Origin of the sequence: Micromonospora sp. NBRC 101691 (genome assembly GCF_030269285.1) — a bacterium.
In the GTDB taxonomy this organism is placed as follows: Bacteria; Actinomycetota; Actinomycetes; order Mycobacteriales; family Micromonosporaceae; genus Micromonospora; species Micromonospora echinospora.
This window is the reverse complement of record NZ_BSTB01000017.1, coordinates 1-23732: the sequence shown is the minus strand read 5'-3', so window position 1 is coordinate 23732 and position 23732 is coordinate 1. Positions and strand designations below refer to the sequence as shown.

19 protein-coding genes are annotated in these 23732 nt (G+C 73.8%); 3 read left to right on the top strand and 16 right to left on the bottom strand.

Translation table 11 applies throughout. The features are described 5' to 3' along the window. Positions 1-29 precede the first annotated feature (29 nt). The 3 genes from QSK20_RS23330 to QSK20_RS23320 form a co-directional block, all read right to left on the bottom strand. Entirely contained in the window at positions 30-1484 is a 1455-nt protein-coding gene (locus QSK20_RS23330) for a cellulase family glycosylhydrolase (protein ID WP_285790740.1), read from the bottom strand. 246 nt (positions 1485-1730) lie between these two features. Next, on the bottom strand, positions 1731-2747 hold the full coding sequence (locus QSK20_RS23325) for a LacI family DNA-binding transcriptional regulator (RefSeq protein ID WP_285790739.1): 1017 nt from the start codon (positions 2745-2747) through the stop codon (positions 1731-1733). A gap of 326 nt (positions 2748-3073) precedes the next feature. Further along, complete coding sequence (locus QSK20_RS23320) at positions 3074-3913, bottom strand: SGNH/GDSL hydrolase family protein (RefSeq protein ID WP_285790738.1); 840 nt, start codon at positions 3911-3913, stop codon at positions 3074-3076. A gap of 225 nt (positions 3914-4138) precedes the next feature. On the opposite strand from QSK20_RS23320, the gene QSK20_RS23315 reads away from it, so the two are divergent. Next, positions 4139-4879, top strand: coding sequence for a nucleotidyltransferase domain-containing protein (locus QSK20_RS23315; RefSeq protein WP_285790737.1), 741 nt, complete (start codon positions 4139-4141; stop codon positions 4877-4879). A gap of 82 nt (positions 4880-4961) precedes the next feature. Here the strand turns inward: QSK20_RS23315 and QSK20_RS23310 are convergent, their stop codons facing one another. The 6 genes from QSK20_RS23310 to QSK20_RS23285 form a co-directional block, all read right to left on the bottom strand. After that, complete coding sequence (locus QSK20_RS23310) at positions 4962-5864, bottom strand: ABC transporter substrate-binding protein (protein ID WP_285790736.1); 903 nt, start codon at positions 5862-5864, stop codon at positions 4962-4964. Between the two features lie 26 nt (positions 5865-5890). After that, the gene (locus QSK20_RS23305) at positions 5891-7369 is read right to left on the bottom strand and encodes an MFS transporter (RefSeq protein WP_285790735.1); all 1479 of its coding nucleotides are present in this window, start codon (positions 7367-7369) and stop codon (positions 5891-5893) included. A gap of 1 nt (position 7370) precedes the next feature. Beyond that, positions 7371-8384 (bottom strand): ABC transporter substrate-binding protein, encoded by a 1014-nt coding sequence (locus QSK20_RS23300; RefSeq protein WP_285790734.1) that lies wholly within the window; start codon positions 8382-8384, stop codon positions 7371-7373. Positions 8385-8400: 16 nt separating this feature from the next. Continuing rightward, positions 8401-9123 (bottom strand): ABC transporter ATP-binding protein, encoded by a 723-nt coding sequence (locus QSK20_RS23295; protein WP_285790733.1) that lies wholly within the window; start codon positions 9121-9123, stop codon positions 8401-8403. Continuing rightward, entirely contained in the window at positions 9120-9971 is an 852-nt protein-coding gene (locus QSK20_RS23290) for an ABC transporter permease (protein WP_285790732.1), read from the bottom strand. The genes QSK20_RS23295 and QSK20_RS23290 overlap by 4 nt, the downstream gene beginning before the upstream one ends. Positions 9972-10140: 169 nt before the next feature. Further along, on the bottom strand, positions 10141-11100 hold the full coding sequence (locus QSK20_RS23285; protein ID WP_285790731.1) for a helix-turn-helix transcriptional regulator: 960 nt from the start codon (positions 11098-11100) through the stop codon (positions 10141-10143). Between the two features lie 64 nt (positions 11101-11164). Here QSK20_RS23285 and QSK20_RS23280 point away from each other — a divergent pair, with 64 nt between their 5' ends. Both QSK20_RS23280 and QSK20_RS23275 read left to right on the top strand, forming a co-directional pair. Next, a complete protein-coding gene (locus tag QSK20_RS23280) occupies positions 11165-12322 on the top strand; it encodes an epoxide hydrolase family protein (RefSeq protein WP_285790730.1) in 1158 nt (385 codons plus the stop codon). A 191-nt stretch (positions 12323-12513) separates the two neighbouring features. Beyond that, the gene (locus QSK20_RS23275; protein WP_285790729.1) at positions 12514-13380 is read left to right on the top strand and encodes a S1 family peptidase; all 867 of its coding nucleotides are present in this window, start codon (positions 12514-12516) and stop codon (positions 13378-13380) included. 216 nt (positions 13381-13596) lie between these two features. Here QSK20_RS23275 and QSK20_RS23270 read toward each other — a convergent pair whose 3' ends face one another. From QSK20_RS23270 to QSK20_RS23240, 7 genes are all read right to left on the bottom strand, one after another. Further along, a complete protein-coding gene (locus QSK20_RS23270; RefSeq protein ID WP_285790728.1) occupies positions 13597-13887 on the bottom strand; it encodes a hypothetical protein in 291 nt (96 codons plus the stop codon). Further along, on the bottom strand, positions 13881-14204 hold the full coding sequence (locus QSK20_RS23265) for a hypothetical protein (protein WP_285790727.1): 324 nt from the start codon (positions 14202-14204) through the stop codon (positions 13881-13883). Before QSK20_RS23265 ends, QSK20_RS23270 begins: the two co-directional genes overlap by 7 nt. A gap of 114 nt (positions 14205-14318) precedes the next feature. After that, complete coding sequence (locus tag QSK20_RS23260; protein WP_285790726.1) at positions 14319-16217, bottom strand: non-ribosomal peptide synthetase; 1899 nt, start codon at positions 16215-16217, stop codon at positions 14319-14321. Then, positions 16214-17680, bottom strand: coding sequence for a condensation domain-containing protein (locus QSK20_RS23255; RefSeq protein WP_285790725.1), 1467 nt, complete (start codon positions 17678-17680; stop codon positions 16214-16216). Before QSK20_RS23255 ends, QSK20_RS23260 begins: the two co-directional genes overlap by 4 nt. Further along, positions 17673-18911, bottom strand: coding sequence for a MupA/Atu3671 family FMN-dependent luciferase-like monooxygenase (locus tag QSK20_RS23250; protein ID WP_285790724.1), 1239 nt, complete (start codon positions 18909-18911; stop codon positions 17673-17675). Before QSK20_RS23250 ends, QSK20_RS23255 begins: the two co-directional genes overlap by 8 nt. Continuing rightward, positions 18904-23235, bottom strand: a complete 4332-nt coding sequence (locus QSK20_RS23245; RefSeq protein WP_285790723.1) for a type I polyketide synthase — start codon at positions 23233-23235, stop codon at positions 18904-18906. The genes QSK20_RS23250 and QSK20_RS23245 overlap by 8 nt, the downstream gene beginning before the upstream one ends. A gap of 81 nt (positions 23236-23316) precedes the next feature. Further along, positions 23317-23732 (bottom strand): phosphopantetheine-binding protein (locus tag QSK20_RS23240; RefSeq protein ID WP_285790722.1); only part of this gene is annotated, 416 nt, incomplete at its 5' end.

Genomic DNA, 23732 nt, shown 5'->3' with positions numbered 1-23732 from the left:
CGCCCTTCGGCGGTACGTTCCGCTCCGGATCAGCTGGTGGGGAAGTTGTCCGGGGTACGGATGCGGTTCCGCATGAAGGCGCCGGACTCGGTCAGCACCGCCGTGCCGGCGTACGTGTTGCCGTAGCAGGTGCCCGGCCGGAACGCCGCGCTGCCCTCGGCCTTGTCGGAGTAGGTCCAGTTGGCGTAACTGATCTTCAACCGGTCGAGCAGGTCCAGCCAGACCGTGCTGCTGGCCAGGTCGACCCCGCCGTCACCGGTGTAGTCGACCGTGCCGAACTCGGTGACGAACATCGGCAGTCGGGTGGCGGCCCGCTCCAGCTCGGCCCGGTAGTTGTCCCGGTGCGAGGCGGCGTAGAAGTGGAACGCGTACATGACGTTGCTCGCGTTCACCGGGTTGTTGATGATCTCGGTGGAGTTGCCGCCCTCCGAGACGCCCAGCGACGACCAGGCCCGGGTGCCGACGACCACCACGGCGTCCGGGTCGTTGGCCCGGATGACCGGGATGACCTGCTCGGCGTAGTTCTTGATGGTCGACCAGCTCACGCCGTTCGGTTCGTTGGTGATCTCGTAGATCACGTTGTTCTTGTTCGCGTGCCGGGCGGAGACGGCGGCGAAGAAGGTCATGGCCCGCTCCAGGTTGTACATCGGGTCGCCCGGGGTCAGGGTGTGGAAGTCGATCAGCGCGTACATGCCGCGCTCGGTGGCCTCCTCGACCAGGTTGTTGACCCGGTTGGTGAACCCGGCCGGGTCGGTCTCGTAGCCGTCCTCCTGCACGTACATGGAGATCCGGAACAGGTCCGCGAGCCAGTCCTTGGCGAGCGCGTCCAGGGACGCGTCGTTGTAGCAGTGCGGGAACCACTGGATGCCGTGGGTGCTCATCCCGCGCAGCTGGATGGGCTTGCCGTACTGGTTGCAGAGGTTGGCTCCGCAGACCCGCAGCTGGCCGTTGACGGCCACCGGGGTCTGCCCACCCGGCGGGGGAGTGGTCGGCGGTGGGGTGGTCGGCGGCGGAGTGGTGGGCGGTGGCGTGGTGGGCGGCGGGGTGGTCGGGGGCGTGGAGCCGTTGCAGACCGTGCCGTTGAGGGTGAACGACGTCGGCGCCGGGTTGCTGCCGGTCCAGGTGCCGTTGAAGCCGATGCTCGTGCTGGCCCCGCTGGCCAGCGCGCCGTTGTAGCTCATGTTCCGCGCGGTCACCGCGGGGCCGGTCTGGCTGTACGTCGCCGACCAGCCCTGCCCGACCCGCTGGCCGGCGTCCGGGAAGCTGAAGCCGAGGGTCCAGCCGTTGATCGCGTCCCCGAGGTTCTTGATGCTGATGGAGGCGGTGAAGCCGCCGGTCCAGCTGGAGGTCGTGTAGGTGACCTCGCAGCCGGCGGCGGCGACGGCGTCCTCGGTCGGCAGGATCGCGGTCGCGCCCATGGCCAACGCGCCGATCGCGCCGGCCACCGCCAGCTGTCGCCGGAACGGACGTGGGATGTCTGTCATCGGAGGCGTCTCATTCTGTTCGGGGGTGGGGGTGGCACGCCGGGTCGCCGGTCCGGAACTCCGGCGCGCGACGCGGTGGTGACGAGGCGTCGCGGGTTGCCCACACCCGTTCCGCCGGCCCGGACGGCGCTCGTCGTCACGACCGTGGACGGCGACAACCGTCCCCGGATCGCGGGAGCGCTCCCACGGCAGCGTACGGGGGTCCGTAACCACCGTGCAACATGCGCATGTGTCGAAGTGCCGGGATCAGGGCAGCTGCCGGGTGCTGTGCCGGACCACCAGCGGCGTGGCGAGTTCGAGCCGGTGACTGCCGAGCTCCTCGCCGTCGACCAGGCTGAGCAGCATCCGGGTGGCCATCGCGGCCATCTCGGTCAACGGCTGGCGAACGGTGGTCAACGGCGGCACGGCCCACCGGGCGGCGTCGAGATCGTCGAAACCGACGATGCTCATGTCGTCGGGCACCCGCAGGCCCCGCTCGTAGAGGGCCTCGTACGCCCCCATGGCCATCTCGTCGGCGCAGGCGAAGATGGCGGTGGGCGGTCGGGTCAGGTCGAGCAGGGCGTTGGTCTCCCGGTAGCCGGAGGGCGCGGTGAAGTCGCCGGTGCGGACGTAGCCGGTCGGCACCCGGTGTCCGGCGGCGTTCATCGCCGCGCGGTAGCCGTCGACCCGGGCGCGGCTGCACGGCACGGTCGGCGGACCCCCGATCACCGCGACCCGCTCGTGGCCCAGGCCGACCAGGTGTTCGGTGGCGGTGAGCCCACCCGCCCAGTTGGTCGCCCCGACGCTGGGGATGTCGGCCGGCGGGTGCCCGGCCGGGTCGATGATGACCACCGGGATGCCCAGCTCGTCGAGCTGGCCACGCTGGCTGGGGGAGATGTCGGAGAGGACCAGCAGCACCCCGTCGCAGCGACGGGCGGCGAGCTGCTCGGTCCACCGGCGGTCGGGGCGGTTGCGGTGACGCCCGTGCACCGCCGAGACGATCACCCCGAACCCGGCCCGGTAGGCCAGTTCCTCCACCCCGTCGATGATCTGCATGGCCCACGGGTTGCCGAGGTCCCGGAGGACCAGGTCGATCAGGCCGGCCCGACGCGCCGGTCGGCTGGTGCGACGGACGGTGTACCCGCGTTCGTCGATCAGGGTCTGCACCTTCTGGCGGGTGGCCGCCGCGACGTCCGGACGGCCGTTGAGGACCTTGGAGACGGTGGGGATCGACACGCCCGCGGCCTGCGCGATCTCCGCCAGCGTCGCCCGTTGCTGATCCACGGCATCTCCTCACCGGTCGGTCCGGCCGCAGCATATCCCGAAACTTTCGACGCTCACCGGTGCCCGGCTGGTCGGCGCGGCGGGTGGCGTCGGACGCGGGACGGCGCACGCGCGAGGAACTCCCGGTGGCGGGGATCCCAGGTCCCCGAGCCACCGGGAGTTCGGTCAGCGGTGAAGCGCCGGTGCCGCGGCCCTGCGGCAGGGCCCGGTCCGGTCATGCGGTCAGCCGAAGGGGCGCCGGGCGCTGTGGGTTCCGGCCCGCTGCGAAGATCGAGCGCCGCAGAGGGCCGCCTGCCTCGCGGCCCGACACCCACCGGCCGCGAGGCTCAGTCGACGTCGAAGACGCCCTGCCGGACGGCCTCGTTCCAGGTGGCCTGAGCGATCTTGTTCTGCCCGCTGAGCGACGGGTGGAATCCGTCGAGAATCGACAGGTCGGACGAGGTGAACGAGGTGTTGTGCACCGCGCCGTTGTCGTAGAACACGTTGCCGCGCTCTGCGGCGAGCTTGGCCAGCCGCCGGTTGTACTCGTCGACCCGGGCCTCGACCGCAGCGCGGCGTTCGTTCGCGGCGGAGGAGGTGTCGGTCGGGTCGGCCAGCATCACCGGACAGATGCCGATCAGGGACCAGCGCGCCCGGATCAGGAAGTTGTCCCGGCCGACCCGGTACAGCGACATCATGCTCGGCACCGAGGCCAACAGGACCCGCGTGTCCGGATTCTCGGCCCGGACGATGTCGAGCGCGCGCCGCACGTTCGCCTCGAAGGTGTCGGGCGAGGTGGTGCCGGCAGGGGTGGAGGCGTAGCAGATGTCGTTGCCGCCGATCAGAATGGTCACGTAGTCGGCGTCGGCGTTGGCGAGGGCGTCGGTCGCCTGGGTGGCCAGGTGCGTCGAGCGGTCACCGCCCTTGGCGTAGTTGCCACCGGTCATGTCGACCCCGTACGCCTCCAGCCGTCGCAGGTGCGAGTCGACAGCTGTGCTCGTACCGGTGGACCAGGAGTTCTGGGGTTGGGCGTTCTGGGTGCCGTCGGCGACGGCGGCCCGGGTGATGGAGTCGCCGAGCGCGACCATCCGTGCGCTGGTCGGCACGGCCGCGACCGCGGCCGACGGGATGAGCATCGCGGCGGTCGTGACTGCCGCGATGCTGGAGAGGAGGGTCCGGTAGGACATCACGTGGGCTCCGGGGGTGATCGGAAGGTTGGGACACCGGTGAGCGTAGAACTTGACGATCATCATTGTCAGCAATGGACGGTGAACCCTCGGAAGCGTGGTGGGACCGGTGACGACCGGGGCGTCCAGCGGGGGCGGCGTGTTCTCCCGGGCCGGGCACGGGGCACACCGGAGGTCCGGTAATCCCGGTGCCCCCGGTGGCCGGCGTCTGAGACGATCATCGGCGTGTCGCCCCCGCATGCTGCCCCGCCCGGTGACCACGGCCCAGGCGCCGCCGAGTCGACCGACCGGCTGGTCGACGAGCACACGATCCTCCAGGTGGTCGTGGGCTCGCGAGCCTTCGGACTGGCCACCACCGGGTCGGACACCGACCGGCGGGGAGTGTACGCGCTGCCGGCGGTGGCGTTCTGGCCGCTGACCAAGCCGGCGACGCACCACGAGGGGCCGCTGCCGGAGCAGCTCCGCTGGGAGGTCGAGCGGGTCTGCGTCCTCGGGCTGTCCGCCAACCCGAACGTCCTGGAGGTCCTGCACTCGCCCCTGGTGGAGACCTGCACCCCGCTCGGCGCGGAACTGCGGGACCTCACCCCGGCGTTCCTGTCCCGCCGGGTCGCCGACACCTACCTGCGCTATGCCACCGCCCAGTTCGCCAAGGCGCAACGGGGGATCGAGCGGTCGGGCGCACCCGTGTGGCGGCACGTCATGCACCTGGTCCGACTGTTGACGTCCGGTGTGCACCTGGTACGGACCGGAGAGCTGGTACTCGACGTGGGCGCCGATCGGGACCGCCTCCTGGCGCTGAAGGCGGGCGTGCTGCCCTGGTCCGAGGTGGTCACCTGGCGGAACCGGCTCACCGACCGGCTCGTCGCGGACCTGGAACGCAGCCCACTGCCGGAGCACCCGGCCACCGCCCGCGTCGAGCGGTGGCTGGTGTCGGTCCGCCGCCGTTCGGTCCGGGGGCTGGCCTGACCGCTCCGCCTCCCACTCGACACTCGCCGGATGACGCCGGCCCGGGCGACGCTGCCCGGGCCGGCGTCCGACGGTCGGCGGATCACACCGTGACGACCCGGTTGTCCACGATCGCGGAGAAGGTGGACGCCGGCTCGATCAGGCCCCACCTGACCATCCAGCGGTACGTCCGCTCGAACTCGCCCTCCGGGTACGGCTCCGGGTCGGCGTAGCGCAGCCGGCCGAGCCGGAAGTCCGCCGGCTCCAGCTTCACCACGTCCTCTGGGACCTCCTCGACGAAGTGGCGCAGGTACGGCCGGATGTCCTCGTTGATCGTCCGCACCGCCCGGCGGACGGCGCGGTCGACCGCGGCGAAGGTCTCCGGGTCGAGGTCGGCGCTGGCGATCTCCGAGCCGACGTAGAACGCCTCGGTGATCAACACGTAGCCGAGCTTCTCCGCAGCCGTGGTCCACGGCTCCATCAGCGCGACCGCGTCGACCTCGCCGTCACGCAGCTTGCGGAACCGCTCGGCCGGTCCACCGGCGTGCACCACCTTGATCTCGTCCTGTTCGAGGAAACCCTCCAGTGACTGGATCGCCAGGTAGTGCGAGCCGTGGTGGAAGTTCACCCCGACCGTACGGTTGGCCAGGCCCTGCGGGTGCAGGATGCCGGAGTCCGGGCGGACGAAGATCGCCTGGCTGGCCACCGCGGCCCGCTTGGCGATGATCTGGCCGCCCCGGGCGCTGTCGTGCGAGCGGCGGATCTGCCCCCACTCGCAGGCGCGGTAGAGGGAGACGTCACCGCTCTCGAACGGCCTGGAGATGCCGCCGAACGAGCTGACCAGTTCGTGCTCCTCGATCGGCTTGAGCACGGCGTCGTACGAGCCCGGGGCGACCAGCTCCAGGTCGATGCCCTCCTCGGCGAAGTAGCCGTGCTCCAACGCGACGAGGTAGGGGAGGGTGAAGATGGCGCCGCTGCGGACGCTTCTGACCTTCTTCAGTGCCACCGTGGTGGTCCTTTCCATGGGATGTGTCATCGGGCGGATGTCGTGACGGGTGGGGTCGCGGAGAGGCGTGCGTCTCCCACCACCTCCCTCCGGGGCGGGGGTGGGCGGAACAGCCGCCAGGTGGCTCCGGCGGCCAGCGCGGCGGTGACCGCCACCAGCCCGTACGCGACGCGCAGAGCGGTGACGTAGTCCTCGCCGGAGTCGGCGGCGACCCGGGCCAGGTCGTCGGTCGGCTGGCCGGAGGCGACCAGGACCGACACCAGGACGGCACCGAGGCCGGCGACGCCGAGGTTGGTGCCGACCTGCCGGGCGGTGCTGGTGATCGCGCTGGCCACCCCGGCCCGCTCGCCGGGCAGGCTGGTCACCGCCGCGTTCGTGGCGGGTGGGTTGACCAGGCCCATGCCCGCCCCGAGCAGGAGGTAGCCGACCAGCAGCAGCGGTAGCCACGCGTCGGTGGCGACCACCAGGGCGAGCAGGGCCATGGACGCCACGAAGCACAGGTGCCCGACCGTCGCGGGGAGCCGGCCCCCGTGCCGGCCGACGATCCGACCGGAGACGTTGGCCAGGATCAGGGTGCCGACCGTGGTGGGCAGGGTGAGCAGTCCGGTGGCCAGCGGGCTGAACCCGAGCACCTGTTGCAGGTAGAAGGTGTTGACGAAGGTGAACCCGCCGAGCGCGAGGTAGGCCACGACCGCGCTGAGCACCGCGCCGCGCAGCGCCGGGACAGCGAGGTGCGCCGGGTCGAGGACCGGGTCCGCCCGTCGCCGGGCGGCGGGGGCGTAGCCGATCGCGGCGGCCAGGCCGACGGCTCCGGCGACCAGGACCGGGCCGCTTGTCCAGCCCCGGTTCGGGCCGTCGATCAGCGCGAACGTGAAACCGACCAGGACTAGGGCGGCCAGGGTGTTGCCCAGGGCGTCCAGCCGTCGTGGCGGGCCGTCGACCCGCCCCTCGGGCAGCAGCCGGGTGCCCAGATACAGCAGCACCGCCCCGCCGACCCCGACCCAGAACACGCTGCGCCAGCCGGCCGCCTGCACCAGGACCCCGCCGACCAGCGGACCGCAGGCCGCCGAGACGCCGGCCGTGGCGCTCCAGGTCCCCAGCGCCCGGCCGCGCTGCCCGGCGTCGGGGAAGAGGTTGGCGATCAGGGCCAGCGCGGGTGGCGCCATCAACGCGCCGCCGGCACCCTGGAGGCCACGGCTGGCGACCAGCCAGATCGCGTCCGGTGCGACGCTGCACGCCAGGGAACCGACGACGAAGACGCCCAGGCCGAGCCGGAAGATCCGTCGCCGCCCGTACCGGTCGGCGACCGCGCCGCAGAGCAGGGTGAGGCTGGCCCGCACCAGCGCGTTGCTGGCCGCCACCCATTGGAGTTCGGCCGTGGCCAGCCGCAGGTCACGCTGGAGCGAGGGGAGGGCCAGGTTCAGGGCGGTGCCGTCGAGGACGCCGAGGAAGAGCGTTCCGCAGCAGACCAGCAGCGCGGCGCGGCTGCGCCGGGGCAGGGTCATCTCACAGCTTCTCGTACACCGGCCGGTCGGCACGCCTGGTCAGGATGCCGACCTCCAGGGCCACGTCGATCTGCTTCTCGATGTTGGCGAAGACGGTGTCGTCCCAGACGTCGCCGTACACCGGCGCCAGCCGGTCGGGCAGCAGTTCGACGGCCTTCTTCTCGTCCGGCTGGATGCCGTAGTCGGCGTGGTACCGGGCCGTCAGCGTCGGGTCCTTCTTGATCAACCGCCAGGCCTCCACGGTCAGGTCCACGTACGCCTTCGCGGTCTCCCGGTTGGCGGTCAGCCAGTCGCGGCGAACCGCCGTGCCGTTGAGGAAGAGCGGACTGCGGTCGCCGGTGCCCTGCTGCCAGAGTTCGCTGACCGAGGCGAGCTGCCGGTTGCCCTTGGCGACCAGCCGGGTGGCGTTGGGTTCGATCGCGATGATCGCGTCGAGGTCGCCGCGCTCGTAGAGCGCCAGGTTGGCGATCGGCTGGCCGGTGAAGAGGCGGTACTCCCGGGCGAAGTCGATCCCGTTGACCGCCGAGGCGAGCGCGGCGGCCCGGTAGGTGTCGCTGCTGGGCGGCTGGACGCCGACCTTGCGGCCCTTCAGGTCGGCCACCGTCCGGTACGGACTGTCGGCCGGCACGATCCAGCTTCCGTGGTTCCACAGCGAGGGTCCGACGATGACCACGTCGTGGCCGCTGGTGTTCACCTCGGTCACGCCCAGCGGGCCGAAGGCGAAGATGTCCAGCACCCCGGTGAGCAGTTGTTCCTGTCCGGCGCCGGGACCGCCGCCGGCCTTGCGGTCCAGGGTGAGGCCGTACTTGCCGTCCAGGTCGAACTGCTCGACCACGGAGTCGCGGATGGCGCCGGCGGTGCCGGGGCTGCGGGGCTGGACCTTGGCGCGGCGGGTGCCGGCGCTGGCCGGCTCGTCCGCGCCGCAGGCGGCGAGCAGGGCGGCGGCGCCGGCACCACCGGCGAGCAGGCCGGCCGCGCGCAGCAGGGATCGACGGTCGAGGGGGTACGCGGACAAGGGAGGTCCTTCCGGGTCAGGCGAGAGCCGCCACGATCTGGCGGTGGATGTCGAAGAGGTCGGGGTCCTCGGGGCCGCGCGGGCGGGGCCGGTCGATGCGGTACTCCCGCACCACCCGCGCGGGCCGGTCGCCGAGAACCAGCACGCGGTCGGCGAGGAACGCGGCCTCGAGGGCGTTGTGGGTGACCAGCAGCCCGGTGCGGGGCTGGCGCAGCCACAACTCCTGCAGCAGCAGTCGCAGCCGCCGGGCGGTCAGCTCGTCGAGGGCGCTGAACGGCTCGTCGAGCAGGAGCAGTTCGGGTCGGACGACGAAGGCCCGCGCCACCGCGACCCGCTGGCGCTGCCCACCGGAGAGCACCGACGGGTAGGAGCGGGCGTAGTCGGTCAGGCCGACCGCGTCGAGGATTCGCGCCACCTCGGCGGTGTCCACCCCGGCCGCGCGGGCGGCCAGCCGGACGTTGGTCTCGACCGGAGCCCAGTCGAGTAGTCGGGGCTGCTGGAACACCATGCCGACCCGGGGTGGGGCTGCGCCGGTGTCGACCTGGCCGGCGTCGGGGCGTTCCAGGCCGGCGACCAGGTGCATCAGCGTCGTCTTGCCGGTGCCGGACGCGCCGACCACGGCGACCAGTTCGTCCGGGGCGAGGGTGAGGGAGAAGTCGTGGAAGATCTGCTGCCGCTCGCCGGTGCGCCGGTTGGTGAAGGTCTTGTCGACCCGGTCGAGGGTCACCCGGACGCTCATCGCACGGCCACCCTCCGCCACTGGGTGGCCCGGCGTTCCAGAGTCTGCACCAGGCCGTACTCGATGACCGCCATGACCAGGGCGAAGGCGATCGTCCAGGCGAGCACGCCGGCCACGTTGTGCTGGGAGAACTCCAGGTTGAGCTGGTAGCCGACACCGTCGGCGAGGCCGAAGATCTCCACCAGGACGATGACCTTCCAGGCCATCGCGATGCCGAGCCGGGCTCCGGTGAACAGGTCGGGCACGATCGCCGGGATCCACACGTGGCGCAGCCGGGTCAACGCGTCGAAGCGGTAGACGTGCGCCATCTCGCCGAGTGCCGGGTCCACCGCGCGGACGCCCTGGGCGACGTTGATGGTCAGCGCCGGGGCGGCGGCCAGCGCCACGGTGAGGATCGGGTTGAGCAGGCTCACTCCGAACCAGATGACACAGAGCAGCGCCTTGACCAGGCCCGGGGTGGCCAGACCGATGAGCACGGCGGGTTCCAGGAACCGGCGGAGCCACTCGTTGCGACCCATCGCGATGCCGGCGGCGACCGAGACGACGAACGCGACGGCGAAGCCCAGCCCGACCCGGGTGAGAGTGACCCGGGTGTTCTCCCACAGCTCGCCACCGGTGGTGATGGCGGCCAGTTCGCGGGCGATCTCCGGGAGGCCCGGAATCAGCGCGCTGCCGGAGGTGGCCGCCATCAGCTGCCAGCCGACGGCGAGGAGCCCCAGCAACAGCAGGGCGGGCAGCGGCCGGGTCAGGTGGGTCCGGCGGCCGGGGGAGGGTGGTCGGTGCGGCGGTGTCGCGGGGGTCCCGGACCGCACGACCTCCTCGGCGCCGACGGGTTGCGTGAGCGTCATCGCCATCCCATTTCTCGGTACACGGCCGCAGTCGCGGCGAGGGGCGGACCGCTCCTGACATGGGCGATCTTCGGATTCCCTATGCTGTCGATAGGAATAGTGGGTTAGCAAGAAATCTCTCACATCCTGGGATGTGCAGTGAGATTGTCGGCGCTCGGTGAGCGGGGTCCTACGCGGGGTCGACCGCGCGCAGGCACCGCGCCGCGTGGGCACGCAGGGCGGCGGTGAGGTCGGGCGGTCCGTCGACCACCGTGAAGCCGACCCCCAGCGAGGTGACCATCCAGACCAGGTCGTTGGCGTTCTCCGCGCCGACGTGCAGCCGGCAGCGGTGGGCGTCGACCGCCTCGACCACGCCCATGCCCGGCCAGATCCGCGCGGCGACCGTGGCGGCGGGCTCGTCCAGCACGACGGTGGCCCGTACCGGCCAGGCCCACGTCGACAGCCGCTGGTTCAGGTACGCCACCACGTCGCCGTCCGGGTCCGCGCGGGGAGCGAACCGGGGGCCGGTCGGCGTCCGGGGCTCCATCCGGTCCAGCCGGAAACAGCGCCAGTCGTCGCGGTCGACGTCCCAGGCGACCAGGTACCAGTGCCGGCCGTGGCTGACCAGGCGGTGCGGCTCGACCGACCGTACCGACACCTGTCCGTCCGGCCCGGTGTGGGCGAAGCGCAACCGCTCGTGGCGGTGGCAGGCCTCGGCGACGGCCAGCAGCGCGGCCGGGTCGACCCCCGCTGCGGCGCCGTCGGCCCGCACCGTGGTCCGGTGCAGCGCCGCCACCCGGTGGCGCAGTCGGGCCGGCAGCACCTGTTCGAGCTTGCCCAGCGCCCGCAGCGAGGCCTCCTCCATCCCGGCCACCGAGCCGATCGCGGCGGTCCGCAGCCCGACCGCCACCGCGACCGCCTCCTCGCCGTCGAGGAGCAGGGGCGGCAACGCGCGGCCCGCGCCGAGCCGGTACCCGGCCGTGCCCGGGGCGGCGTGCACCGGGTATCCCAGCTCCCGCAGGCGGGTGACGTCCCGGCGCACGGTGCGGGTGGTGACACCCAGCCGGGCGGCCAGCTCCGTGCCGGACCAGTCGCGTCGGGCCTGGAGCAGGGAGAGCAGGGCGAGGAGTCGGCCGGCACCGTCGATCACCCGGCCAAGCCTGCCAGCCGGTGCGGACCGGAGCTGTCCGCACCGGCTGGCAGCGTCCTGCGTCATGAGCACCGCACCCGACGTCCGACCATTCCGCATCTCCGTCGCCCAGGAGCGGCTGGACGACCTCCGTCGACGGCTGGCCCAGGTCCGCTGGCCCGTCGAGCCGACCGACGTCGGCTGGTCCTACGGCGTGCCCGGGGAGTACCTCCGGCGGCTCGTCGACCACTGGCGCACCGGATACGACTGGCGCGCGGTGGAGACCCGCCTCAACGCCCTGCCGCAGTTCAGCACCGCGATCCTCGGACAACCGGTGCACTTCCTGCACGTCCGCTCGCCCGAGCCGGCGGCGCTGCCACTGGTGCTGTCGCACGGCTGGCCGGGGTCGTTCGTCGAGTTCCTCGACGTGCTCGGCCCGCTGGCCGACCCGCGCGCCCACGGCGCCGACCCCGGCGACGCGTTCCACCTGGTCGTCCCGTCGCTGCCCGGGTTCGCCTACTCCGGGCTGTCCGGCCGGGTGGGCGACGGCGGCACCGAGCACCACGCGGAGGTGGTGGCCGCGCTGCTGGACCGCCTCGGCTACCCGCGCTACGGCGTCCAGGGCGGCGACGCCGGTGGGTTCGTCTCCGCCCAACTGGGCCGGATCGCCCCGGATCGCGTGGTCGGCGTCCACCTCAACGGCCCGTTCTTCTTCCCCGCCTGGGACGACGACCCCGGGGAGCAGGCGACGTGGTCCCCGGCCGACCGGGAGCGCCTGGCGGTGCTGACCGACCCCGGCTGGGAACGTTTCGGGTACGCCGTGATGCAGTCGACCCGCCCGCAGACCCTGGCGTACGGGATGCACGACTCGCCGGTCGCCCTGCTGGCCTGGATCGTCGACCTGTTCCAGCAGTTCACCGACCCGTCCCGGGCGTTGCCCGAGGACGCCGTGGACCGGGACACGCTGCTGACCAACGTCACGCTCTACTGGCTGACCGGGACGTTCGCCTCGTCGGTCCGGCTGTACCGGGAGTCGGCGCAGTGGGGCGCCCAGCCGCCGAACTCCGGCGTGCCGACCGGGTGCGCGGTGTTCCCGGGCGACCTGACCGTCCGGGCGCTCGCCGAACGGCAGCACACGATCGTGCACTGGTCGGAGTTCGACCGGGGCGGGCACTTCGCCGCGCTGGAGGCGCCGGACCTCTTCGTCGCCGACGTCCGCGCGTTCTTCCGGCCGTTGCGCTGAGCGTGTCGTCGCGCCGGGCCGAGCCCGGCGCGGCCTGCCTGGCGAGCAGCCGCACCACCTGCGGCCGGACACCGCGCCGGGCCCGGCGGCTCGCCCTGTCCGGCCCGACGCCACCCGCCGTCGCTTGAATGTCGCCGGGGAGGGGTGGATGCTGTATCGATATTCAGCAATATCGATCAGCGGAGGTCCGCATGCGTCGTTCCCCGTTCCCCGTCCTGCTCGCGGCGGTGCTGCTCCTCGCCGCGCCGGCCGCCGCCCACGCCCGACCCGCCGCCCCCGAGGCCGTCGAACCGGCCCGGGCGGCGGCGGTCCTCGCCGAGGTGCGCACCGCCGGCACGGCCTGGGGCCTCGACCCGGCCACCGGGCGGATGACCCTCACCGTCGACGACACCGTCGGCGCCGCGGAGGTGGCCGCGTTGCGCGCGACCGCCGCCCGGGCCGGTGCCGTGCTGCGCCACGAGCCGGGCCGGCTGACCACCCTCATCGCCGGTGGCGAGGCCGTCTACGCCGGGGGCGGCGGACGCTGCTCGCTCGGCGCGAACGTCCGCAGCGGCACCACGTGGTACTTCGTCACCGCCGGACACTGCACCGCCACCGGCGCCACCTGGTACGCCAACGGCGGCCAGACCACGGTGCTCGGCAGCCGTACCGGCAGCAGCTTCCCGGGCAACGACTACGGCATCGTCCGGTACACCAACACCTCGATCCCCCACCCGAGCGCGGTGTACACCTACCCCGGCCTGCTTCCGATCAACGGCGTCGGCAACGCCTACGTCGGTCAGCGGGTCTGCCGCACCGGTTCCACCACCGGGGTCCGGTGCGGCACCGTGCTCGCCCTGAACCAGACGGTGAACTACGCCCAGGGCTCGGTGTCCGGTCTGATCCGGACCAACATCTGCGCCGAGCCGGGCGACAGTGGTGGTCCGCTCTACGACCCGGCCACCGGGCGGATCCTCGGCATCCTCTCCGGGGGCAGCGGCAACTGCACCTCCGGCGGCACGACCTACTACCAGCCGATCATGGAGATCCTCGCCGCGTACGGCGTGACCCTGCCCTGACCGGCCCGCCCCGCTCCCCTCGGGTCGTCGGGGAGCGGGGCGGCTCGTCAGCCGGTCAGCGCGGTCCGCAGGCCGGCGGCCGTCCGCAACGCCTCGTCGGGTCGGCCGACTCCGCCCACAGCTCCCGCCACACGGCCCGGCGTCCCCGGTGCCCATGTCGCTCTCGTCCGTCGTGTCGGTGCGCGGAGCGTAGCGGGCGGGGCTGACGTTCCCGGGTCAGCAGAACCAGCCGTCCTGCACCCAGCCGCGCCGGTTGATGTCGCCGTAGGCGAAGCCGTAGACGTAGCCCCCGCTGCGGGGACCCTCGACGAGGAAGGTCTGTCCCCGGTAGAGGGTGCCCATCCAGGCGCCGACCGGCTGGGTGCGGACGAAGAGGTCGTTGGCGCAGACCGTCTCCCGTACGCCGATGGTGCCGTTGGCGGCCGACGCGGTGGTGGGGGTGAGCGCGACCACGGCGACCGCCACCGCGACCGACGCGCCGATCCGGCGGACGACGGGGTTCACCATGAGTCGTACCCTCCGATGCACTCGTGCCGCAGGTAGCCCCAGTCGTTGGGGCCGAAGTCGAAGGAGGCGGCCCAGCCGTTGTAGACCGGGTGCGCGCCCGGGGTGTGGCCGATCTTGTTGCCGTAGTAGAGGGTGCGCTTGAGTCCGGTCGGCCCGCCCGCCGAGTCGTAGTTGGCGTAGAAGCTGGCGCTCTGGCACACCACGATCGCGTGCCGGGGCACCACCGGGTCGGCGTGGGCGGCGGTGGCGCCGAGCGGGATGGTCAGCGCGCCGGCTGTCAGCGCGGCGGCGAGTCGCAACGTCGGTCGTCTGTCCACAGGGCCTCCGATCAGCGGTGAACGGTGCGCCCAGGCTACCAATCAATTGAGAACTATGAATAGGTCCGGGTCGGCCCCGGAGCCGGCGACCGCCTCCGGGACCGACCCGTCCGGTCACGAGTCCCGTCCGGCCCCCCGCGCCCGCCCCATCTGGCGGCGGGCCTCCTGCCGGGCCCGCGCCTGCCGTTCGGCCGGCGTCGGCCCGGTCGGCGTGGACCCGCTCGCCACGGCGACCGGCGGGGCCAGATGGGCGGCCATGTCCCGGATGGTCGGCAGGCGGAAGAGGTCCACCACGTCGACGTCCCGGTCGAACGCCCGGCGGAGCACCCCACTCAACCTGATCATCAGGAGGGAGTCCCCGCCCGCGTCGAAGAAGTTGCGGTCGGCCTCGACCGGCCGGCCCAGCACCGCCGCCCAGGCCTGGGCCACCGTCCGTTCCGCCGCCAGCACCGGCTCGGCCCGGTCGGACGTCGGCTCCACCTGCGCGGCCCGCGCCCGCTCCACCCGCAGGACCGCGCCGAGCAGGGCCCGCCGGTTGACCTTGCCGGACGGCAGCAGCGGCAGCGCGTCCAGCACGGCCACCCGGTCCGGCCGCAGCCGCGCCGGAAGCAACCCGGCCAGGTGGGACCGCAACCCGTCGGCGGTGGGTCCGGCACCCGGGACGGGCACCGTCGCCGCGACCAGTTCCCCGGCGGGGGAGCAGACCACTGCGGCGTCGGCGACTCCCGGATGCCGCCGCAACGCGGCCTGCGCCTCCACCGGTGGGGTCGGCTCCCCGTCCCGCCGGGGACACTCGTCGACCCGGCCCACCCACCGCAGCACGCCGTCGGCGTCGCGGCGTACCAGGTCGTCGGTGGCGACCATCCGCCCACCGGGCGTGGCGGTGAACGGGTCGGGCAGGTAGCGCTCCGCCGTCAGGGACGGCTGCCCGTGGTATCCCCGGGTCACCGCCCCGCCGCCCAGGTGCAGGCGACCGACCGCGCCGACCGGCACCGGCCGCAGCGCCTCGTCCAGCACGTGGACGGTGGTGTCCGGGCGGGGCTCGCCGAGCGCCCGGACATCGTCTCCGAGGCACGCGGCGGCCAGCGCCGGCCCGCCCACCTCGGCTGCGCTCCACGCCGACCAGCAGGCCGCACCGGCCGGCACGGCGGTGAGCGGCCCGCCGGTGAGCAGCAACGCGACCGCCTCCCCGCCCGGGGCGGGCGGCCCGATCCGCACGCTGGGGGCACCCGCCCCGCCGACGCCGGCCGGGTCGTCCCCGTCGCCACCGTGCGGGCGGCCGGCGGTGTCGCCACCGTGGGGTGGGTCGCCCACCAGCACCGTCCCGCCGACGGCCAGCGGCGCGAGCAACTGGCAGAGGGCGACGTGCCCGTCCAGCGGCGCGTCGACCCGCACCGCGTCGAAGGTGTCCGCCGGCCAGCCGTCCACCAGCCAGTCCACCAGGCCGGCGAGGTTGCCGTGGGTCACCACCACCGGTCTCGGCTCCTCCTCCACCCCGGCCGAGTGCACGACCACCGCCGCGCGCTCGGCGCACCAGTCGGGCAGCGGGACGGTGGCCGGAGCCGGGGCCGCGTCCACCCGGGTCACGGCCACGCCGACCGACGCCGCGCACTCGGCCGTCGTCGCCGTCGCCAGGACCGTCACCAGCTCCGCGTCCGCCGCCTGGAGACGCAGCCGCATCCGCGCCGCCGCAGGGTCCAGCGGCACCGCCACCGCGCCCGCCCACAGCACCCCGAGCAGCGCCGCCACCAGTTCGGGCGAGCGGGGCAGGCAGAGACCCACCGGTGACTCGACGGTCACCCCACGCCCCCGCAGCAACCCGGCGACCGCCCCGGCCCGGGTGACCAGGTCGCCGTAGTTCAGGCACCCGGAGGCGGCGCGGACCGCCAGGGCGCGCGGCGTACGGTCGGCGTGGGCCACGACCCGGGCGAGCAGGCCCGGTCCGGTCGGTGCGACCCGGCCCGGAGACGTCGTCCGGGTCCCGCCAGCCGGGTCGCTGCCGCCGCCGGTCACCGGTCCCCGTCCCCGGACGGCGTCGGCAACTCCGCCATCGGCCGGTCGGGCGTCGCGACCGCCCCGTGGAGCAGCAGGTCCAACTGCTGCCACATCCGCTCGATGGTGTCGGCGGCGAAGAGGTCGGCGTTGTACTCGATCATGCCGTAGACGTGGTCCTCGCCGGCCTCGTCGAAGTAGCCGATGCTCAGGTCGATGGTGACGGTCTGCTTCTCCAGCATCAGCGGCTCCAGTTCGAGGCCCGCCATCGTCAGGGGGGCCTCGTGCCGGAAGTCGACCATGATGAAGGCCACCCGGTAGAGCGCGCCGAGCCCCACGCCCCGGCCGACGTTCAGCTCGTCGAGGATCACGCCGATCGGGATGTCGTGGTGGTCGAGGGCACCGGTCATCGTCCGGCGGGTGGCCGCCACCAGCTCCCGGAACGTCAGCTCCGACCGGACGGTGGTCCGCAGCGGCAACATCGTCAGGAAGAGCCCCATCAGCGGTTCGGTCTCCGCCCGCCGACGGGTGGACGAGTTGGTGCCCACCACCACGTCCTCCGCGCCGGTGAGCCGGTGCAGGAGGAACTTCCACACCGCGAGGAGCACCACGTTCAGCGTGGTCCGCTCCTCGTGGGCGAACCGGCGCAACTCCTCGGTCAACTCCGGCGACAGGCGGAAGTAGCGCTGCCCGGACCGGTTGGTGGCGCCCCGCCGCTCGGGGTGGTCGGTCGGCAGTTCCCGCGCCGGCGGCACGTCCGCCAACTGACGCCGCCAGTACGGCAGGTGCCGGACCCGGACCTCCCGCTCGATCCACTGCGGCTGCCACTCGGCGTAGTCGCCGTACTGGATGGGCAGCGGCGGCGGGTCGTACGTCCCACCCTCGACGTAGGCGCGGTAGAAGTTGGCCACCTCCTGCCCGAAGATGCCCATCGACGCCCGGTCCCAGATCATGTGGTCGAAGATGCGGACCAGCACCTGCTCGTCGTCGGCGAGCCGGATCAGCAGCATCCGCAGCAGCGGGCCGACACCCAGGTCGAAGGGGCGGTTGCCCTCGGCGCGTGCCTCCTGCCACATCCGCTCCTCCCGCTGCTCGGCGGGCAGGTCGCGCAGGTCGACCGTCGGGATGGTGAACGGCAGGTGCGGGTGGACCACCTGCACCGGCTGGTCGCCGTCCAGTTCGTACGTGCTCCGCAGCACCTCGTGCCGGGCCATCACGGCGTGCACCGCGCGGGTGAGGGCGTCGAGGTCCAGCCGGCCGCGCAGCCGCCACGCCGACGGCACGTTGTGCGCCGGGTCGTCCGGCAGACGCTGGCGGTGCAGCCAGACCCGCTCCTGGGCGTCGGTCAGCCGGGCCCGGTCCCGCCGCGCCCGACGGGGGATGGCCCCCACACCCACCATGGCCTGCCGGTCGGCGAGCCGACGGTCCAGCAGGGCCCGCTGCGCGGGGGTGAGCCGCTCCAGCCGGGCCGACAGGTCACTCATCCGTGGGTCCCTCCGAACTCTGGTAACGGTCGCGCAGGTCGGCGAGGTGACGCAGACCGTCGCGTACGGTGTCGGGCGACAGGCCGAAGTCGACCAGGCAGGCGACCTCGTCGACGCCGACGTCGACCAGGTCCTCCACCAGGGCCTCGCACTTGTCGGGCGTGCCGAGCAGCGCCAGCGACTGGAAGTAGCGTTCGAAGGTGGCGTCGAGCATCGCCGCGCGGGCGTCGTCGTCGAGCGCGCCGAACCCGCCCTCGATGCCCTGGTGCTGCCGCAGGAACGTGCCGAGGTAGTCGATCAACGGCTCCCGGACCAGCCCACGGACCTCCTCGTTGCTGGTGCCGAGGAAGGTGTGCACCATCGTGGTGACCGTGCCGGCTTCCGGGTCGTGCCCGCCCGCCGCCCGGGCCGCCCGGTAGGCGGTGATCTTCTCGCCGAGCTCCACCAGCCGGTGCCCGATCACGCCGGTCAGGATGTTCGCCCCGATCGCGCCGGCCCGCTCGAACGTCTCCACCGAACCTGCCGCCGAGACCCACACGGGAAGTTTCGGCTGCAACGGTCGGGGCAGCGTACGCACCGCCCGGACGCTGCCGTCGGGACGCGACACGTCGATCGTCTCCCCGGCCCAGAGCCGCTGGACGGTCTCGATCGCCTCGAACATGGCGTCCTTGCGCCGGGGGAAACCGTCGGGCCCGCCGGGCGCGAGGACGAAGTCGTCCGGATGCCAGCCGGAGGCGGCCGAGATGGCCGCCCGCCCGCCGGAGAGGTTGTCCACCACCGCCCACTCCTCGGCGACCCGCACCGGGTGGTGCAGCGGCAGGACGACGCTGCCGGCCCGCAGCTGCACCCGTCGGGTGGTCACCGCCAGCGCCGCCGCCAGCAGCGACGGGTTCGGGTAGAGGCCACCGAAGTCGACGAAGTGCCGCTCGGGCACCCAGACCGCGGCGAAGCCGTGCTCGTCGGCGAACCGGGCGCAGTCCAGCAGGAGCCGGTACTTCTCCCCGTCCTGCGTGGAGCCGTCTCCGGAGAAGAAGAACAGGCTGAACGCCATCCGGCTGGTGGGGCGGCGCCGCCGGCCCGGCTGGGCCGCGGCGCGGGCCGCCGGGGCGGCCAGCTCGGGCGGCAGGCTGACGGCCCGGGCCCGCATCGCCTGCTCCAGGGCCGCCCGACGTTCCGGGGAGAGGGCGGCGAGCCGCCGGTTCAGGTCCGCCACCGAGGGACGCTCAGACACGGTCACCACCTCCGACGCCGCCCACCGCCGGGCTGGCCTCGATCTCCGCCAACAGCGCCTCGAACTCGTCGAGTCCGATGCCCTCGCCCCGCCACACCCGGATCGCCGCCGCCAGGCCGGTCACGGTCGGCGCCTCGAAGATGACGCTCATCGGCAGGTCACCGAAGTGCTGCCGCAGCCGGGCGACGATCTGCATGGCGAACAGCGAGTTGCCGCCGAGCTGGTAGAAGTCGTCCGCCAGCCCGAAGCCGGACACGCCCAGCACCTCCCGCCACACCTCGGCGACGGTCCGCTCGACCTCGTCCCCGGTCTCCACGGCGTCCGGCGGCGCATCCCCGGCGGCGATCCCGTCCGGCAGCACGTCGCCGGCCACGGGCGTCGGCGGCGCGGTGACGACCACCTGCGGCACACCGCCGCCGAGCGCCGCCCGGACGACCGCCACCGGCCCCGCCGGGCCGTCCGGGTCGACCCCGGGGCGCAGGCGTACGGCCGTCGTGGCCCACCCGTCGGCGGTGCGTCGCTCGGCGAACGCCCCCACGGCGGACGCGACCGCCTCCTCGGTCAGCGGGTCGGCCCCGCCCAGCCCGGTGACCAGCACCAGCACGTCCAGGTCGGCACCGGCCAGCAGGTCGGCCAGGGCCCGGAGCCGGTCGACGCGCCGGCCGACCGGCTCCGGCACGGACGGCGGACCGGCGACGTGCACGACCCCGTGCAGCGGACCGAGCAGCTCCCGGGCCGTGTCGACCAGCCGGCGCAGCCCGTCGGCGTCGGCCGGGTCGGCCGGTACCCAGCTCACCGCGTCCGGTCGGTCGGCGCGCAGCCGCGCCAGCTCCGCCGCGAGAGGGCCGGTGGCGTCCGGACCGGCCGGATCGGGCGCTCCCGGAGCGCCGGTCAGCACCACCCGGGCGCCCGAACGCGCCAGTTCCGCACCGAGGCGCAGCCCGGTCTCCCGGTCGGCCCCGGTCACCAGGTAGCCCCCGCCCGCCACGACACCGGCCGGTCCCGCCGGCACGGGCACGAGGGCCCGCCGGAACCGCCGCGCCCCCCGGTACGCCACGTGCGTGTCGTCCACGTCCGCCGCCAGTTCGGCGAGCAGCCGGTCGCGCTGCCGGTCCCGGTCCGCGTCGCCGGTCACCGACCCGACGTCCACGACGTGGAAGCGCAGCGCCGGATACCGCGCGGCGAGCACGGCGACGACCCCGTCCAGCGCGGCCCGGTGCGGTGCCCGGACCCGGGAGCCGGCGACCTCCCGCAGGTCCTCGGTCAGCACGTCGACGCGGACCGGGTGGTCCGGCGCGGACGCGTGCAGGGCCCACGCGAGACCCACCAGCGCGGCCACCGCGACATCGACGTCGTCGTCCCCGGCGTACAGCACCCGGTCCACCGGCCCGTCGGCCGTACGGTCCCGGACGAGGCGCTCCCAGGTCTCCGGCCGTACCGCGTCGGCCTCGCCGTCCGCGTCGCCCCGGGCGACCCGGCGCACCGGATGGCCGGCGGCGCGCAGCGCCGCCGCGACGTCGTCACCCCACCCGCACCCGTCGCCGAGGACCAGCCAGTCGCACCGGTCCGGCACGCGGGCCGCGTCGCGGGGCAGCGCCGCCGGGAACCAGACCGGCGTCCCGGCCGGCGACCCGGCCGGCCGCGCCGTCGCCACCCGGGGCAGCAGGAAGTCGGTACGGGTGAACGGGTACGTCGGCAGCGGGGTGCGCCGCCGGGGCACGCCACCGTGCAGCGCCGCCCAGTCCACCTCCACGCCGTGCTGCCACAGCTCGGCCAGGGCGGCGAGCACGCTCCGCTGCTCGTCGTGGGTGCCCGTCCCGCCGTGCCGCTCCGCCTCCCCGGGCGGCGGCGCCAGCAGCGCCACCACCGGGGGGCGACCCTCGTACGCGCCGGCCCGCACCAGGTTGCCGAGCCCTCGGCCCGGCCCCACCTCCACGAAGAGCGGGTTCGGACACGCCGCCGCCACCGCCACCCCGGCCGCGAACCGTACCTGCCCCCGGACGTGGGCCACCCAGTACTGCGGGTCGGTGGCCTGCTCGTCGGTGATCCACGTTCCGGTCAGGTTCGACAGGAACCGCACCGTCGGCGGGCGCAGCCGCACGGTGCGCAGCACGTCGGCGAAGGCGCGCAGCGCCGGTTCGGTGTGGACGGTGTGGAAGGCCCGCCGCACCGGCAGGACCCGGGTCACCGCGCCGACCTCGGCGAGCCGCCGTTCGACCACCGCCATCTCCGCCTCGGTGCCCGCCACCACGCACGAGGAGGGCGCGTTGACCGCCGCGATCGTGCCGTGTCCGTCCAGCACCGCCCGCAGCCGGCTCTCGGCGAGGGCCACCGACACCATCCGCCCGGCCGGCAGCTCCTGCATCAGCCGGGCCCGGGCCGCCACCACGCGCGCCGCGTCCGCCAGGTCGAACACCCCGGCCAGGCAGGCGGCCACCAGCTCGCCGAGGCTGTGACCGACCATCGCGTCCGGCGCGACGCCCCAGGAACGCAGCAGCCTCGCACCGGCGTAGTCGAGGCAGAACATGGCCGGTTGCGCGTAGCCGGTCTCCGCCGAGGGGTCGTCGGGCAGTCCCGACGTGCCCCGCCCGACGAGCAGCGCCCCCAGGTCCCAGTCCAGGTGCGGGGCGAACGCGGCGACGCACTCGTCGACCGCCGCGCGGAACACCGGCTCGCTCTCGTAGAGCCGTGCGCCGACACCGGCGAACCGGGTGCCCTGGCCGGGCAGGAGGAACACCACGTACGGCGGCCCGTCGACGACCGCTCCGGTCGACGCGGCCCGCAGCGCCGCCACGGCGTCGGCCGCGTCGGTGGCGACGACGGCCCGCCGGTGCGGGAACCGGGCCCGCCCCACCTGGAGCGTCCACGCCGCGTCGGCCAGCTCGGCCGGGCCGGGCGCGGTGTCGGCCAGGTGGTCGGCCAGGCGCGCGGCGGCGGCGGTCAGCTCGTCGGCGGTCCGCGCCGCCAGGGGCAGCAACTGGACGGGACGGTTCGCGGCGGCGACCGGGCGGGCCGGGGCCGCCTCCAACAGCAGGTGCGCGTTGGTGCCGCCCATGCCGAAGGAGCTGACGCCGGCCCGGGGCGGATGGTCGGTGACCGGCCACGGCTCGCCCTCGGCGGTGATCCGGAACGGGCTGTCGGGCTGCTCCAGAGCTGGGTTCAACTGGCGGAAATGCAGCGTGCCCGGGACGAAGCGGTGCTCGATCGCCAGCGCCGTCTTGATCAGACCGGCGACCCCGGCGGCGACGTCCAGGTGACCGATGCTGGACTTGACCGCCCCGACCCGGCAGGAGCCGGCGGGCACCGCGCCGATCGCCTCCGCCAGCGCCCGCAGTTCGATCGGGTCGCCGAGCGCGGTGCCGGTTCCGTGCGCCTCGACGTAGTCGACGGTCTCCGGGGCGAATCCGGCCACGGCCAGCGCGTCCCGGATCACCGCCACCTGACCCGTGGTGGACGGCGCGGTGATGCCCACCTTCGCGGAGCCGTCGTTGTTGACCGCCGACCCCCGGATGACGGCGTGCACGTGGTCGCCGTCGGCGAGCGCGTCGGCGAGCCGCTTGAGCACCACCACCCCGACCCCGTCACCGGCGACCGTGCCGGTGGCGTCGGCGTCGAAGGGCCGGCACCGCCCGTCCCGGGACAGGATGCCGCCCTCCTCGTGCCGGTAGCCGGTCGGATCGAGCTGCCGGACGGTCGCGCCGCCGGCGAGCGCCGTGTCGCACTCGTGGGTGAGCAGACTCTGGCAGGCCAGGTGCACCGCCACCAGCGACGACGAACACGCCGAGGAGACGGTGAGGGTCGGGCCGGTCAGGTTCAGCTTGTACGCGACCCGTAACGCGAGCATGCCCGCGTCGTTGCCGACCGCCACCTGCAACGGGTGGGCGATGCGCGCGGCCCGCTCGGACGGCACGACCCGCTCGGCGAGGTGCGTGCTCGCCGACGCGGCGGCGAAGACACCGACCCGTCCGTGGTCCCCGCCCGGGGCCCGCCCGGCGTGTTCCATCGCGGTCCAGCAGCACTCCAGGAAGAGCCGGTGCTGCGGGTCGGTCACCTCCGCCTCGGCCGGGCCGACGTCGAAGAACTCGGCGGCGAAGAGACCCGGCGCGACGAGCGGGTAACCGATGTTCACGTACGCCGGGTCGGCGATGTCCGCCGCCGGGACGCCCGCCGCGGCGAGTTCCCCGTCCGCGTACGTGCGCGAGCCGTCGACCCCGGCCACCAGTCCCCGCCAGAACTCGTCGACGGAGTCGAACCCGGCCAGACGGCCACTCATGCCGATGATGGCCACGCTGTCGTGGACGGTGAACTCCTCGTCGTCGCTCATGTCTGGCCTCGCTCCGTGTGAGTAGGTGGGTCGGAGGACCTGCCGCCACGGTCGATGACGGCAGGTCCGGCGCGTGACAGGTCAGGGGTGTGCCGGCAGTCGCGCGTCCAGGGCGGCGACGGTGGGGTGGTCGACGAGGAGTTGGGCGTCCATGTCGACGCCGAGGATCGCGCGGACCCGGGCCGCCAGCCTTCCGGCGAGCCGCGCGTGGCCGCCGAGGTCGAAGAAGTCGTCGTCGGCACCGACGTCGGGCAGGCCGAGGACGGCGGCGAAGAGCTCGCAGAGCACGTCCTGCCGGGGACTGCGGGTCGGGTCGTCAGTCGGCTCCGGCAGGGCGTTGCGGTCGAGTTTGCCGTTGGCGGTGATCGGCAGGGCGGTCATGGTCACGTAGGCGCTGGGGACCATGTAGTCCGGCAGTTTCACGCCGAGGTCGTGGCGGAGGTCGCCGATGTCGATGGTGCTGTTGTCGGTGGGGACGAGGTAGGCGACGAGTCGTT

What these genes read in the sequence shown, in the direction of transcription:
- QSK20_RS23330 (WP_285790740.1), bottom strand. Translation starts at nt 1,484, where the DNA reads ATGACAGACATCCCACGTCCGTTCCGGCGACAGCTGGCGGTGGCCGGC.
- QSK20_RS23320 (WP_285790738.1), bottom strand. Translation starts at nt 3,913, where the DNA reads ATGTCCTACCGGACCCTCCTCTCCAGCATCGCGGCAGTCACGACCGCC.
- QSK20_RS23305 (WP_285790735.1), bottom strand. Translation starts at nt 7,369, where the DNA reads ATGACCCTGCCCCGGCGCAGCCGCGCCGCGCTGCTGGTCTGCTGCGGA.
- QSK20_RS23295 (WP_285790733.1), bottom strand. Translation starts at nt 9,123, where the DNA reads ATGAGCGTCCGGGTGACCCTCGACCGGGTCGACAAGACCTTCACCAAC.
- QSK20_RS23290 (WP_285790732.1), bottom strand. Translation starts at nt 9,971, where the DNA reads ATGACGCTCACGCAACCCGTCGGCGCCGAGGAGGTCGTGCGGTCCGGG.
- QSK20_RS23280 (WP_285790730.1), top strand. Translation starts at nt 11,165, where the DNA reads ATGAGCACCGCACCCGACGTCCGACCATTCCGCATCTCCGTCGCCCAG.
- QSK20_RS23275 (WP_285790729.1), top strand. Translation starts at nt 12,514, where the DNA reads ATGCGTCGTTCCCCGTTCCCCGTCCTGCTCGCGGCGGTGCTGCTCCTC.
- QSK20_RS23270 (WP_285790728.1), bottom strand. Translation starts at nt 13,887, where the DNA reads ATGGTGAACCCCGTCGTCCGCCGGATCGGCGCGTCGGTCGCGGTGGCG.
- QSK20_RS23255 (WP_285790725.1), bottom strand. Translation starts at nt 17,680, where the DNA reads ATGAGTGACCTGTCGGCCCGGCTGGAGCGGCTCACCCCCGCGCAGCGG.
- QSK20_RS23245 (WP_285790723.1), bottom strand. Translation starts at nt 23,235, where the DNA reads ATGAGCGACGACGAGGAGTTCACCGTCCACGACAGCGTGGCCATCATC.